14 protein-coding genes are annotated in these 13,695 nt (G+C 68.2%); 11 read left to right on the top strand and 3 right to left on the bottom strand.

The features are described from left to right. Positions 1–160: 160 nt before the first annotated feature. From BLV60_RS14710 to BLV60_RS14680, 7 genes are all read left to right on the top strand, one after another. Positions 161–508: an ArsR/SmtB family transcription factor gene (locus BLV60_RS14710; RefSeq protein ID WP_093055698.1), complete on the top strand. Its 348-nt coding sequence runs from the start codon at positions 161–163 to the stop codon at positions 506–508. A 35-nt stretch (positions 509–543) separates the two neighbouring features. Continuing rightward, complete coding sequence (locus BLV60_RS14705; protein WP_093055696.1) at positions 544–1,077, top strand: SRPBCC family protein; 534 nt, start codon at positions 544–546, stop codon at positions 1,075–1,077. Between the two features lie 285 nt (positions 1,078–1,362). After that, positions 1,363–3,399 carry a LamG-like jellyroll fold domain-containing protein gene (locus BLV60_RS14700; RefSeq protein ID WP_093055976.1) on the top strand — a complete coding sequence of 679 codons (2,037 nt, stop codon included), beginning with the start codon at positions 1,363–1,365 and terminating at the stop codon, positions 3,397–3,399. A 51-nt stretch (positions 3,400–3,450) separates the two neighbouring features. After that, positions 3,451–3,630 carry a hypothetical protein gene (locus tag BLV60_RS14695; RefSeq protein WP_093055695.1) on the top strand — a complete coding sequence of 60 codons (180 nt, stop codon included), beginning with the start codon at positions 3,451–3,453 and terminating at the stop codon, positions 3,628–3,630. A gap of 37 nt (positions 3,631–3,667) precedes the next feature. Further along, the gene (locus tag BLV60_RS14690) at positions 3,668–5,857 is read left to right on the top strand and encodes a phosphocholine-specific phospholipase C (protein WP_093055974.1); all 2,190 of its coding nucleotides are present in this window, start codon (positions 3,668–3,670) and stop codon (positions 5,855–5,857) included. Between the two features lie 133 nt (positions 5,858–5,990). Beyond that, complete coding sequence (locus tag BLV60_RS14685) at positions 5,991–6,767, top strand: DeoR/GlpR family DNA-binding transcription regulator (protein ID WP_093055693.1); 777 nt, start codon at positions 5,991–5,993, stop codon at positions 6,765–6,767. A 10-nt stretch (positions 6,768–6,777) separates the two neighbouring features. Further along, positions 6,778–7,800 carry a DUF2272 domain-containing protein gene (locus BLV60_RS14680; protein WP_093055691.1) on the top strand — a complete coding sequence of 341 codons (1,023 nt, stop codon included), beginning with the start codon at positions 6,778–6,780 and terminating at the stop codon, positions 7,798–7,800. Between the two features lie 6 nt (positions 7,801–7,806). On the opposite strand, the gene BLV60_RS14675 is transcribed toward BLV60_RS14680, so the two are convergent. The 3 genes from BLV60_RS14675 to BLV60_RS14665 are packed head-to-tail and all read right to left on the bottom strand — an operon-like array spanning position 7,807 to position 9,012. Next, the gene (locus BLV60_RS14675) at positions 7,807–8,061 is read right to left on the bottom strand and encodes a DUF3297 family protein (RefSeq protein WP_093055689.1); all 255 of its coding nucleotides are present in this window, start codon (positions 8,059–8,061) and stop codon (positions 7,807–7,809) included. A gap of 33 nt (positions 8,062–8,094) precedes the next feature. Continuing rightward, positions 8,095–8,559, bottom strand: a complete 465-nt coding sequence (locus BLV60_RS14670; RefSeq protein WP_093055687.1) for a ribonuclease HI family protein — start codon at positions 8,557–8,559, stop codon at positions 8,095–8,097. Continuing rightward, positions 8,560–9,012, bottom strand: a complete 453-nt coding sequence (locus BLV60_RS14665) for a hypothetical protein (protein ID WP_143042589.1) — start codon at positions 9,010–9,012, stop codon at positions 8,560–8,562. Between the two features lie 119 nt (positions 9,013–9,131). On the opposite strand from BLV60_RS14665, the gene BLV60_RS14660 reads away from it, so the two are divergent. From BLV60_RS14660 to BLV60_RS14645, 4 genes are all read left to right on the top strand, one after another. Then, complete coding sequence (locus BLV60_RS14660) at positions 9,132–9,872, top strand: glutamine amidotransferase (protein ID WP_093055972.1); 741 nt, start codon at positions 9,132–9,134, stop codon at positions 9,870–9,872. 76 nt (positions 9,873–9,948) lie between these two features. Further along, a complete protein-coding gene (locus BLV60_RS14655) occupies positions 9,949–10,587 on the top strand; it encodes a CDP-alcohol phosphatidyltransferase family protein (protein WP_093055684.1) in 639 nt (212 codons plus the stop codon). Between the two features lie 30 nt (positions 10,588–10,617). Then, on the top strand, positions 10,618–11,199 hold the full coding sequence (locus tag BLV60_RS14650; protein ID WP_093055682.1) for a glutathione S-transferase family protein: 582 nt from the start codon (positions 10,618–10,620) through the stop codon (positions 11,197–11,199). 93 nt (positions 11,200–11,292) lie between these two features. Further along, positions 11,293–13,695, top strand: coding sequence for a penicillin acylase family protein (locus BLV60_RS14645; protein WP_093055680.1), 2,403 nt, complete (start codon positions 11,293–11,295; stop codon positions 13,693–13,695).

The following is a 13,695-nucleotide window of genomic DNA, read 5'->3' as shown; positions in this document are numbered from 1 at the left end:
CTTTGGTCGAGTGGATGGTACGAAGCGAATCCTAGGAGCGGCGCCCTCGTCGATCCAGCCTCCGGACGGCATTGTGCGTCCCGGGTGTATCCGCTGTAACGGCAAGGATTATTCAACCATATAGTTGAACATTGATCTGGAAATGCCTATATTCAACCTCATGGTTGAACTAGAACTCGCAGACGAACGGCTCGACGCCGTATTCCACGCCCTGGCCGACAGCACGCGCCGCACCATGCTGCAGTTGCTGTCCCATGGCGAATGCAGCGTGGGCGAACTCGGTGCGCCGTTTCGCATGTCCTTCGCGGGGGCGTCCAAGCACGTGAAGACGCTGGAGCGCGCGGGCCTGGTGTCACGCACCGTGCAGGGCCGCGCGCACGTCTGCCGGCTGGAGCCCGCCGCATTGGCCACAGCCGATGCATGGCTGCGCTACTACGAAGGCTTCTGGAACAACCGTCTCGACGCGCTGGAGCAGGAGCTGCGGCGCGAAGAGAAATCGCGCAAGTGATCTCCCCCTTCTTCGTTCACAAGGAGCACATACCCATGACGATCAAGCACAGCCTCGGCCAGCAGGTCGACCCCGGCACCCTGCGCATGGAGCGCACCCTGCCCGCCCCCATCGAGCGCGTGTGGGCCTACCTGACCGACCCCGACAAACGCGCCGCGTGGCTTGCCGGCGGCACCATGACGCAGAAGCCCGGCGAGATGTTCGACCTGCGTTTCAACCACACCGAACTCACTGGCGAAGTGGCTCCCGACCGCTACGCCGATTGCCGCCAGCCCATCGTGCAGAAGTCGCGGCTGGTGCGCATGGAAGCGCCGACGCTGCTGACGATCAGCTGGGACGAAGGCCCGGCGCCGTCGGAAGTCACCTTCGAGCTCACGCCGCAGGGCAACACCACGCAGCTCGTGCTCACGCATCGCCGGCTGGCAAGCCGCAAGGACATGGTCAGCGTGGCGGGCGGGTGGCATGCGCACGTCGATGTGCTCATCGAGGTGCTGGCGGGGCGCAAGCCACAGGGCTTCTGGACGAACCACGCGGCGCTCGAGAAGGACTACGAAGCGCAGATTCGCTGACTGAAGCAGCACGTTCCTCCTTTCATTTCTCTCACGCGGGGCCTTCGGGCCCCGTTTCTTTTGGGCGTTGGCGTTCGCGGGGATTGTCAAACCGCTGTCACCTGAGAACCGCAGTATCTGAGGCATTAAGAGTATTTGTGTGTTTTATTGCAAATAATTTTATTTGCACAAGAACAGAAGGACACCCACGTTCCTTCGGCGCAGCCGCGGGATATGCGTATCAGAACTTCGAGGGAAAACATGATCAGAGGAATGAACAAGCGCCGCGCATGGGCAGGAACAAGCATGTGCGCCCTGCTGCTTCTCACCGCTTGCGGTGGAGGTAGCGGCAACGGCTTCTCACCCATCGGCACACAGTCGCCTGGTAGCGGAAGCAACCCGGCGCCGACAGTCAACCAGGGCAAGAGCGGGCCCAAGGCACTCGTCGTCGAGATCGATGGCCTCACGCATGCGGCGCTTCGCGACGCCATGGCGCAGAACAAGGTGCCGGCATTGCAGTCGCTGCGCGTTGCACCGGCATGGACCGGCGGTGCCAACGGCACGCTGAGCGAACAGCGCACCACCGACGGCCCGGGCTGGGCCACACTGCTGACCGGCACGTGGGCGCAGCGCCACGGCGTGCGCTGGGACACGAACGACCAGCGCATCGACGTCAAGCTCGCGCCCTCGGTGTTCGCGCTCGCCAGGCAGAACAAGGCGGCCGCCTACAAGACAGCTTCCGTCACCGCAAGCGCGCTCTATCCGCTGCTGCTGTCGAACGAAACCGGCACGCTCGACAGCGCAATCGACTGCGCCGGCTCCGACACCTGCGTCACCGACCGCACCGCGCAACTCATCGAAACGGGCTACGACCTGCTGGTCGCGCAGTACGGCGCACCGGGCGCGGCGGCAAGCAGCGGCCTGAAGAGCGACGCGTACCAGCGCGCGATCGCCGACACCGCCGCCGGCGTGGGCCAGTTGCTGGCGCGCATCGCGCAGCGCACCACCAACGATCCGAAGGAAGACTGGCTCGTGATCCTCACGACCAGCCACGGCCTCGACACCTTCGGCGGTGCAACCGGCCTGCAGGACAACGACAACAAGACCATCTTCATCGCGAGCAACAAAACGCTCGCGGCGCAAGCCGGCGTCGGCACGGCCGCTCCTGCTGACGCAAGCCTGCTCGCGCTTTCGGCCGCCACCGACATCGCGCCGACCGTGTTGCGTCACCTCGGCGCGCTGCCTGCGACCGCCGACTACCGCTTCAACGGCCAGGCCCTGCAGGCGGCCACGTCGCTGCGTGGTCTCTCGGCGAAGACGGGTGCGGACAAGCGCAGCATCGAACTGTCGTGGACGCTCGCTGGCACCACGACCGCGCCAGTGCAGGTGCTGCGTGACAGCAAGCTGGTGGCTACGCTGCCAGCCGGCTCGAATGCCTACATCGACCCTATCGTCGCCGAGAGCGACGGGCCGTACACCTTCCAGTACGCGGTCGTCGCCAACGAGGCCACCGTGGCACTCACCGCGCAGATCGCCTACGTCAAGCCGATACCGCCGGAACCGCCGGTGACGCTCGCCGCCACGCTGGCGAACGGGCTGGTCAACTACTACCCGCTCAACGCATTGCCGGGCGTCGACACGAAGAACGCCTCCACGCTCGCCCCCTGGGCGGCCGACGCCAACGGCGGCGCGCTGGTCGACGATGGCTTCCCGGCACCCAACAAGGCCAAGGCGCTGCGCGTCGACAGCACCGTGAAGAACGCCAGCGGCACGGCCGGCTATCGCCTCGTGCAGAACAGCGACGTAACCACCAACCCGGCGGTCACGGCCTTCACCATCGGCTTCTGGCTGCGCACCGACAACACCTGCAGCCAGGGCGTGAGCAACGGCGGCACGGTGATCGGCAACAAGAACTACACCACCGGCGGCAACGCGGGCCTGGCCATCGGGCTGTTCGGCAGCTGCGAGATCCGCTTCAACGTAGGCACGGGCAGCGCACGCGCCGACAGCAACGGCTACAGCCTGAGCGCTGGCCAGTGGGCCTACGTGGCGGTGGTGATCGACAAGGCCGCACTCACGATGAAGGGCTACGTGATGGACCCCGTCAGGGGCATCCAGACCAACAGCACCGCCATCACCAGCGCGCTGGTCGACAAGCTCGGCGGCCTGGGCAACGGCCTGGGCCTGAACGAGGACGGCACCGGCCTCTACTACCAGCGCGAAACCTCTTCGCCGCGCGGCGCCATGGACTTCGACGACTTCGCGATCTGGAACCGCTCGCTCACGAACGACGAGCTGACCAGCATCTTCAAGTCGGGCACGCCGCTGTCGACGCTGCCCTGACCCCAATCACCCCCGAGCCCCAAGACAACAACGATTCCAGAGGATCAAACCATGCAAGTTCAAACCCTTCTTTGCGCGCGCCTCGTGCCCGCGCTCGTTCTGGCCTGCGCCCTTTCCGCCTGCGGCGGCAGCGGAGGTGGCGGCGGCTTCGTCGGCGGCACACCGACGCCCCCCACCACGCCCACGCAACCCGACACCGGCGTTGCCCCCGTGAAGAGCTGCGCACCCTGAGCCCCGCCGAACCATGTCCAACCAAAACAACAAGCCCATGACGAACTCACGTCGCAAATTCCTCACCGGCACGGCCACGACCGGCGCCGCGGCCCTCGCGCTGACAGCCTTTCCGCCGAGCATCCGCCGCGCGCTCGCCATTCCGGCCAACAACAAGACCGGCACCATCCAGGACGTCGAGCACATCGTGATCCTGATGCAGGAGAACCGTTCGTTCGACCAATACTTCGGCACGCTGATGGGTGTGCGGGGCTTCGGCGACCGCTTCACCATTCCACTGCCCAAGGGCTTGAATGTGTGGCAGCAAAGCGATGCCACCGGAAAGCCCATCCTGCCCTATCACCTCGACAGCCGCAAAGGCAACGCACAACGCGTGAGCGGCACCCCCCACTCCTGGAGCGACGGCCAGAACGCCTGGGACGGCGGGCGCGCATACCAATGGCCGCGCTACAAGACCAATGCGTCGATGGGCTACTTCAAGGAGGCCGAGGTAACGTTCCAGTTCGCGCTGGCCAATGCCTTCACGCTGTGTGACGACTACCACTGCAGCATGCATACGGGCACCAACTCGAACCGCATGTTCCACTGGACCGGCACCAACGGCCCCACGGGCGCCAACGTGGCCACCGTCAACAACGAATGGGACGACATCGGCCCGTCCACCACCGGCTACGAGTGGAAGACCTACCCCGAGCGGCTGCAGGAAGCCAAGGTCAGCTGGATCATCTACCAGAGCCTGCCGGACAACTTCACCGACAACCCGTTGGCCGGCTTCAAGCAGTACCGCAAGGCCAACGAGGATTCGGGCAAGCCGGTGAGCAACGACGGCCCGTCGCCCGCCTACGACCCGGCCAGCGACGACGCCGGCAACCCGCTCTACAAGGGCATTGCCAACACCATGCCCGACGGCGGCTTCCTCGAGCAGTTCCGCCAGGACATCAAGAACGGCAAGCTGCCGAAGGTGTCGTGGATCATCGCGCCCGCGGCCTACTCCGAGCACCCCGGCCCCTCGAGCCCGGTGCAGGGCGGCTGGTACATCCAGGAAACGCTGGACGCGCTCACCGCCGTGCCGGACGTGTGGAGCAAGACCGTGCTGCTCATCAACTTCGACGAGAACGACGGCTACTTCGACCACTACCCCTCGCCGGCCGCGCCCTCGCTCAACCCCGACGGCTCGATGGCCGGCAAGACCACGCTGCCCGAGGCCGACCTCGCCGTGGAACGCTTCACGCACCCGAAGCCGCCGGGCACCAGCGGCCAGCCCGCACCTGACGGCCGTGTGTACGGCCCCGGCGTGCGCGTGCCGATGTATATCGTCTCGCCATGGAGCCGCGGCGGCTGGGTCAATTCGCAGGCCTTCGACCACACCTCGGTGATCCGCTTCATCGAGGCACGCTTCGGCGTGAAGGAGCCCAACATCTCGCCATTCCGCCGCGCAGTGTGCGGCGACCTCACCAGCGCATTCAACTTCGCCACGCCCAACACGGAAGCACTGCCCACGCTGACGGGACGCACGACCAAGGCTGACGCCGACAAGCTGCGTGCCGACCAGCAGGCCCTGGCGCAAGTGGCGTTGCCGCTCGACCCGCAACTGCCGCGCCAGGCCACCGGCACACGCCCCTCGCGCGCCCTGCCATACGAGCTGCACACGAGCGCGCGCGCCGATGTCATCAAGGGCCAGATGCGGCTGATCTTCAAGAACAGCGGCAAGGCCGCGGCCGTGTTCCATGTGTACGACAAGCTCAACCTCGACCGCCTGCCGCGCCGTTACATGGTCGAGCCCGGCAAGACGCTCGACGACACGTGGAACCCCACGACCGACAACAGCGGCTTCTACGACCTCTGGGTGCTCGGGCCAAACGGCTATCACCGCCACTTCAAGGGCGACCTCAACCGGCTTCGCGCCGGTGGCACACCCAACCCCGAAGTGCAGGTGTGCTACGACATTGCAAACGGCAACGTGTACCTGGAAATGTTCAACGGCGGTGGTGGCGCCTGCAAGTTCACAGTGCGCGCCAAGGCCTACCGCGACGACGGCCCGTGGAACGCCACGGTGAGCGGCGGCGGCAAGGCCGAGCAACTGTGGGTGCTGGCCAGCAGCGGCCAGTGGTACGACTTCGCCGTTACCTGCGATGCCGATCCGGCCTTCTATCGCCGCTTTGCCGGCCGCGTCGAAACCGGCAAGCACTCGGTGAGCGATCCGGCCATGGGCCTCGCCGATCTCTGACAACGGACGGGGCCAACGCACCTGCATCGGGATATTGGCCGGCACAATTGCACGGCCCCTGTGCCTGTTCACGTGCAACCGGGGCGGCTGTCACACTGACGCCGCCCCTTTTTCTTTTTTACGCCGGCATTCCATGCTCCAAGAAGAACGATTCCTGCGCATCCGCAGCCTGCTCGCCACCTTCTCGCGACTCAGCGTCGAGCGCGTCATGCAGGACCTCACGGTGTCGCGCGAAACGGTGCGCCGCGACCTGCTCGAACTCGAAGGCCTGGGCGAACTGCGCCGCGTGCATGGCGGTGCCGTTGCCATCAAGGCGGAGCCCGAGCCGCCGCTCGCGGTGCGGCTGGTGGCGCGCCAGCGCGAAAAGCGCGCCATTGCCAAGGCCGCCGTCGCACTACTGCGGCCGGGGCAGACCATCTTCATGGACGCGGGCAGCACCATGTCGATCTGCGCGGAAGAGATCGGCACGCTGAGCGGCATGACGGTCATCACCAACTCGCTGAACATCGCGCTCAAGTTCGCGGGCGCGGGCGAAGGCCGACTCACCGGCAACCAGACCATCCTGCTGGGCGGCCAGATCGACGTGAAGGCGCAGGCCACCTGCGGCGACACCACGGTCGAGGCCATCCGCCGCTACCGCGCCGACGTGGCGCTGCTGTCGCCGGTGGGGCTGCACGCCAAGCATGGCGCGATGAGCTTCGAGCACCACGAGGCCACCGTGGCGCGCGCCATGGCCGAGCAGGCGCAGCAACTGGTGCTGCTGGCCGACCACGCCAAGATCGGCCAGGCCAGCCGCGTGACCTATGCGCGGACGACGGACATCGACGTGGTGGTCACCGATGCCAAGGCGCGCGAACTGCCGGGGCTGTCGGCACTGCGCAAGGCGTGCGAGCGGGTGATAGTGGCCTGAGGCGCATCGCATGCTGCGACCGGACGCGCCCCCTGCCTCGCGATGGGCGATGGCGGCCCTGGGCGCCGCAGCCTTCTTGCTCGCATCCGCGCCGGGCCTGGCTTTCGCTGCATCGGGCTGCCTCGAAACGGCCATGCAAGCCCCTTCACCGTCGCGCGCACTCGCAATGGCGACCTTCGCGCAACAGGAGCACCAGGCCTTCGGCGGCCAGTCCATGGATGCCGAAGGCCGCATGACCGAAGCCGGCGACTCCGAAGCCGAGGACACGCGCCGCACGGTGCCGGGCCTCGCGCCATGGCAGCGGGTGCTGGGCTACTGGCAGGCCGTCGATCCGCAGCTCCCGTCGCTCGTTCGCTTCGGCGCACTGCGGGGCGCCGACCGGCACCTGCTGATGCAGGCGTTGAACGAAGCGACGGCCGGGCGCCTGCAGGGCATGGGCGTCGGCCCCGACGAGGGGCTTGATTCAGTGGAGCTGCGCGCCGTTCAGGCCGCACTGAGCCGGGTCGCGGTGATCGACACGCCCTGGTCCGCGGCCTTCATCAGCTGGCTGGCGCGGCAGGCGGGGCTGGCGGACGACGAGTTCGTGTTCTCCGAGGCACATGTCGACTATGCGGGCGCTGCGTGGCAAGCCGGCGTCGAGGAGGCTGCGGGCCGCCCCACGCGCTACGCCCTGCGCGCCTGCGATCTGACACGCACGCCGCCGCGCGTCGGCGACCTGGTCTGCCAGGCACGCGGCGCGGGCGCCGGATTCGACACCTTCGACAAGATCGGCGAAGTGCTGGCCGCGCGGGACACCGGCGGCGAACCGCTGCCCATGCATTGCGACGTGGTGGTGGCTGTGGATGCCACGGGCTTCGACACTGTGGGCGGCAACGTGCTGCAGTCGGTCACGCGGCGCCGGCTCGACTTTGCGCCGGGCACGCGCTGGCTGGACCCGAGCTACCTGCCCGAGGGATGCACGCCGGGCGCTCCGGGGTGCATCGATCGCCACATGAGCCGCCAGCCCTGGTCGCTGCTGCTGCAGTGGCGCTGAGCGCGCTTACGCTTCCTTGTAGTACGCCTCGACTGTGCCCTTGAGCTTGAGCAGCAGCGGCTTGCCCTTGCGGTCGAGGGTCTTGCCGGCGGGCACCTTGATCCAGCCTTCGCTGATGCAGTATTCCTCGACGTCGAGGCGGTCCTTGCCGTTGAAACGGATGCCGATGTCGTGCTCGAACGCGGCGGCCACGTGGTGCGGGCTGCGCGGATCGATGGAGAGGTGGTCGGGAAGGGGTGGGCGGGGAGTGGCTTCTGTCATGGCGCGTGATGATAGGGGCTCCCGGGCCCGACCCTATCGCCGCTTCTTCGCGGGCCTTGCAGGCGGCTTGGGCGCGAAGCCCAAGGCGGCGCGTGCCAGTGCGTCGGCCTCGCCGTTGCGGTGGCGTGGAATCCACTGCACGCGCACGTCGTCGAAGCTGTCGAGCAAGGCGCGGGCATCGTCGAACAGGCCGGCCAGGCGCTCGATCGGTTTCGCCCCGGCCGGGCCGAGCTGCTCGACCAGGATGCTGTTGTCGCTGTAGGCCCGCACCGCCGTCGCACCCCGCTCGCGCAGGTCTTGCAGCGCGAGCGTCAGCGCCCGCAGTTCGGCCTCGTTGTTGCAGCCTGTGGCATGCGTGGCTTGCGACAGCGTGTGGCGCTTGCCGTCAGGCGCGGTGATGACGGCGCCGATGCCCATGCGCCCCGGGTTGGGCATGGCGCTGCCGTCGCAGTAGACGGTCCACGGAAGGCTGTCGGGCCTGGCTTCTCCTGCACTCATTCAGCAGTTGCCGCGCTTGATGCCTGCGAGGTTCTGGCAGGGCCGCTGGCCGGGCGGCGGCCCAGGGTCGTGCACATGCGGTGGCGGCCGGCGAATGGGGCGCACGCCGTCGTAGTACGGGTCGGGGCTCAGGATGACGACGGCCGGGGGATCGGCGGCCGCGGGCTGCGTGTCGGCGGGATAGCGCGGGATGATGGCCGGACCCGAAGGCGGATTGCTCGCCACCTGGTTGGGCGGTGCAATCGGTGCTGTCGGGGTCGGCGCCGGCGTGTAGTCCGGCCGGCGCGCCTCGGCGGGCGGCGATTCGAGGATCGGCACCTGCCGCGACTGCTTGCTGCCCGCCGGGCAAGCCACGTTGGTGTAGGAGATGGCCCCGCTGGCGTCCGTGCAGCGCACCACCTCCGCCGCATGTGCGCCCAGCGCCGCAGCGAAGATCATGAGGGAGGCAGCCAAGGTGCGCATCAGTCGATTTTTCGGCAGGGTTGCAGTCAGGTCAAACACCCGGGGATCGCCCCGGGTCATCCACTGTAGCCGTTGCGAGCGCGTTGTGCACCTGCGGCATGATCGCGGGCATGGACAACCACCGCCCGCACCCGCTCGTCATCGTCAAGCTTGGAGACACCTTCGAGGCCCTGCGCGCGCAGCGCGGCGACTTCGAGCACTGGATCGCCGACGGGCTCGACACGCACGCGCTGCCCCTGCTGGTGGTCGATCCGCGCCGCGGCGACGCCCTGCCCGACCCGGCCGAAGTGTCAGGCGCGGTCGTCACGGGTTCGCACGCGATGGTGTCGCACCGCAAACCCTGGAGCGAGACCACGGCCGCCTGGCTCGCGCAGCTCGTGGCGCGCGACACGCCGGTGCTCGGCATCTGCTACGGCCACCAGTTGCTCGCGCATGCGCTCGGCGGCGAGGCCGGCGACCACCCGCAGGGCGCGGAGGTCGGCACCGTGACCGTCACGCTCGACGATGCCGCCGCTACCGACCAGTTGCTGCGCGGCCTGCCCGCACAGTTCCCGGCCCACGTGGTGCACTGGCAGAGCGCTCTGCGCCTGCCCGAAGGCGCGGTGCGGCTGGCCGGCAACGACCACGAGCCGGTGCACGCGTTCCGCGCGGGCGCGCATGCCTGGGGCGTGCAGTTCCACCCCGAGTTCGACGCCGACGTCATGCGCGGCTACATCGACCAGCTGGCCGGCGACCTGGCCCGCGCCGGCACCGACCCGGCCGCACTGCGCGAGCACGTGGTCCCGACCGATGCAGCGGCCGGCCTGCTCGGGCGCTTCGCACGGATCGTCGAAGCGCATCACGGCGTCTGACGCCCTGCGCTGACAAAAAGCGCGTTTCGCTTCGGTTAAGGTGCGGTCCATTCGCCGTTTGCCCAACCCATCTTTCATGACCACTCCCTCCCCCGCGCCGACCCGCAAGCATTTTTCGATGCTCCGGGAATTCCACCTGGCCGACGCCTTCACGCTCGGCAATGCAGCCTGCGGGGTAGGCGCGGTGTTCCTCGCAATGGCCTTCATGGCGAGCCAGTCGCTCGCGCAGTTCCTGTGGTCGGCCGCGCTCGCACCGGCCGCTTTCATCTTCGACGTGCTCGACGGCCGGATCGCGCGCTGGCGCCAGACGCAATCTGCCCTCGGTCGCGAGCTCGACTCGCTGGCGGACATCATCTCCTTCGGCATGGCGCCCGCCGCGCTCGGCTTCGCGGCCGGACTCAACGGCGGCTGGGACTGCGTGATCCTGATCTATTTCGTGGGCTGCGGCGTGAGCCGGCTTGCGCGCTTCAACGTGACGGCCGAGGCACTGTCGGCCGGCTCCGACAAGGTGAAGTACTTCGAGGGCACCCCCATCCCGACCAGCGTGGTGCTGGTGGGCGTGCTGGCATACGCGGCCTGGCAGGGCCACATCGGCAGCGCCTTGTGGGGCGGCGCCTGGGTCATCGGGCCGTGGCAGTTGCATCCGCTCACGCTGCTGTTCGCCCTGTCGGGCACGCTCATGATCAGCAAGACGCTGCGAATCCCGAAGTTCTGACCGCTCACTCGAGACGAAGGAGACACGCCGATGACCATGAAGCTGTATTTCGACCCGCACAGCCGCTCGCACATCGCCAAGTGGATGCTCGACGAAGCCGGCGCCGACTACGAGATCGTGACCACCCTGCTCAAGGACAAGGCGCACAAGAAGCCTGAGTTCCTGAAGATCAACCCGGCGGGCAAGCTGCCGGCGCTGGTCGACGGCCAGGCGCGCGTCTTCGAGAACGCCGCCATCTGCATGTACGTGGCCGAGAAGTTTCCGGGCAAGCGGCTTGCGCCCCCCGTCGGCACACCAGACCGGGGCCGCTACCTGTCGCTGATGGTCTATTCGACCGCGCAGCTGGAGCCCGCAATGGGCGACGCCATCTTGAAGATCCGCAGCAACAACAGCGCGCGCGGCTGGACCAATTTCGAAGCGGCCAAGGACGCGGTCGAGCGCGAACTGCGCTACGGGCCCTACCTGTTCGGCGCGCAATTCACCGCGGCCGACGTGATGATCGGCTCGATGCTCATCTGGCACCGCGCGTTCGGCGGCGTCCTGAACCGGCCTACGCTCGACGCCTACATCGACCGGCTGCAGGCCCGGCCCAAGGGCATGAAGTTCGGCTGAACTCTGCGCGGCATGCCGCGCTTGTGACAACGCGCGGCAAAGGTACGTCCTTTAATCGGCTTCCTTGTTCCTTCCAATAAGAGAGACGCCCGCATGACATCGAAGAACGCCACGCCTTCCCGGTTTTCGCTCACGGCCCTTTCCGTGGGCCTGGTCGCCCTGCTCGCCGCCTGCGCAAGCACGTCGCCGCCCGGCGGGCGCAGTGTGACCATCGAGCGAACCACCTTCGGCATCCCGCACATCACCGCGCCGGACTACGAGGGCCTGGCGTACGGCAGCGCCTATGCGCATGCGCAGGACAACGTCTGCCAGACGGCCGAGCACCTGCTCACGCTGCGCGGCGAGCGCTCGCAGTTCCTGGGCGCGCAGAACACCGGCGACCTGGGCCTGGGCCGCGCGCCGAATGCGCAGATCGACCTGTTCATCCGCTATCACATGGACGACGCCGCGCTGGCGCGTGCAGGCGCTACCACGAGCCCCGACGTGCAGGCCGCGCTGCGCGGCTACGTGGCCGGCTACAACCGCTACCTGCAAGACGCCGGCCCCAACGGGTTGCCCGAAGCCTGCCGCGGCAAGCCCTGGGTGCGGCCGATGACGGCTGGCGACCTGTCGCGCGCCACCGAGATGTCGATGATCCAGGGCGGCCTGGGCGCGCTGGCCGGCGCAGTGCTGGCCGCGGTGCCGCCCGCCCCCGGCGCCAAAACAAGCGCCGCGCCGGTGGACCTGAAGGAAGCCGTGGCCGAAATCGGCCGCCACAGCTTCAACGCCAACCCCGAGGGCGGCGAGCTCGGCTCCAACGGCTGGGCCTTCGGGCGCAACGCCACGCCGGACGGCAAGGGCCTGCTGCTGGGCAACCCGCACTTTCCGTGGACCGGCACCAACCGCTTCTGGGAAATGCACCTCACCATCCCCGGCAAGCTCGACGTGATGGGCGCCACCGGCGGCCTGAGCCCTGTGGTGGCCATCGGCTTCAACAAGGACGTGGCCTGGACACACACCGTGTCGACCGGCAAGCGCTTCACGCTGTACGAGCTGAAGCTCGACCCCAATGACCCGACGGTGTACCTGGTCGACGGCCAGCCGAAGAAGATGGTTGCGCGCACCGTGGCACTGCCCGCCGCGGCAACGGGCGGCACCGCGCCGCCGGTGCAGCACACCTTCTATTCGACCGACTGGGGCCCCGTGATCTCGCTGCCGCGCGCCGGCCTGGGCTGGACCGCGCAGAAGGCCTACGCCATCCGCGACGCCAACACGCTCAACGTGCGCTCGGCCGAGAGCTGGATGAAGATGGCGCTGGCCCGCAACGTGACCGAGCTGCGCGCCGCCATGGGCAACCAGGGCATGCCGTGGATCAACACCATTGCGGCCGACCGCGACGGCAACGCGATGTACGCCGACCTGTCGGTGGTGCCAGACGTGTCGGCCGAAATGCTGAAGAGTTGCGCGCCCTCGCCCGCCGCCGCCGCGCTGCTCAACGCGGCCGGGCTGCCGGTGCTCGACGGCTCGCGCAGCGCCTGCGCATGGAACCGCGACAGCGCGGCCGCAGCGCCCGGCATCATCGCGCCGGCGCGCATGCCGGTGCTCATCACGCCGGACTACGTGCAGAACAGCAACGACAGCTTCTGGCTCAGCAACCCCGAAACCGCGCCGATGGCGAGCGTGTCGCCGTTGGTGGGCCCGATCGGCGTGCCGCAACGACTGCGCACGCGCAGCGCGATCATGGAAATCCGCGGCCGGCTCTCGGGCGGCGACGGCCTGCCCGGAAACCGCATGGGCGCGGCCGAGCTGCGCAGCGTGATCTTCCGCGACAGGAATCTCGCAGGCATGCTGGTGATGGCCGACCTGCAGGCCGCCTGCAGTGCCGCCGGCAACACGCTCACCACCGATCAGGCGCTGGGCTGCCGCGTGCTCACCGCCTGGGACCGCACCAGCAATGCCGACTCGAAGGGCGCACCGCTGTTCCGCGAGTTCTGGCGCAAGACGAAGGACGTGCCCAAGGTCTGGCGCGTGCCGTTCGACCCCGCGCAGCCGGTGGCGACGCCCGCCGGGCTCGACATGGCCACGCCGGCCACGCGCGAAGCCGTGTTCAAGGCGCTGGGCGACGCGGTCGGCATCCTGCGCACCGCCGGCTTCGCGGCCGACGTGCCGCTGGGCGTGCCGCAGTCGCGCCTGGTGCGCGGCCAGAAGATCGCGCTGCACGGCGGCGACGAGTTCGAGGGCGTGCTCAACAAGCTGGAGTCGCAGGGCCAGTCGCTGATCGACCCGAAGGGCTACAACGTCAACTACGGCAGCAGCTACATGCAAGTCGTGACCTTCGACGCCAACGGCCCGGTTGCTCAAGGCCTGCTGACCTACGGCCAGAGCAGCGACCCGGCTTCGCCGCGCGCCTACGACCAGTTGCCGCTGTTCGCAGCCAAGCAGTGGCATCCATTGCCGTTCCACCCCGCCGACGTGCGAGCGCAGCGCGAAGGCACCCCGCTGCAGCTCGCGTACTGA

This window comes from Variovorax sp. YR634 (genome assembly GCF_900106655.1).
GTDB lineage: Bacteria > Pseudomonadota > Gammaproteobacteria > Burkholderiales > Burkholderiaceae_C > Variovorax.
Note: the sequence above shows the minus strand (reverse complement) of the source record. Positions and strands in the feature narration are given on the sequence as shown.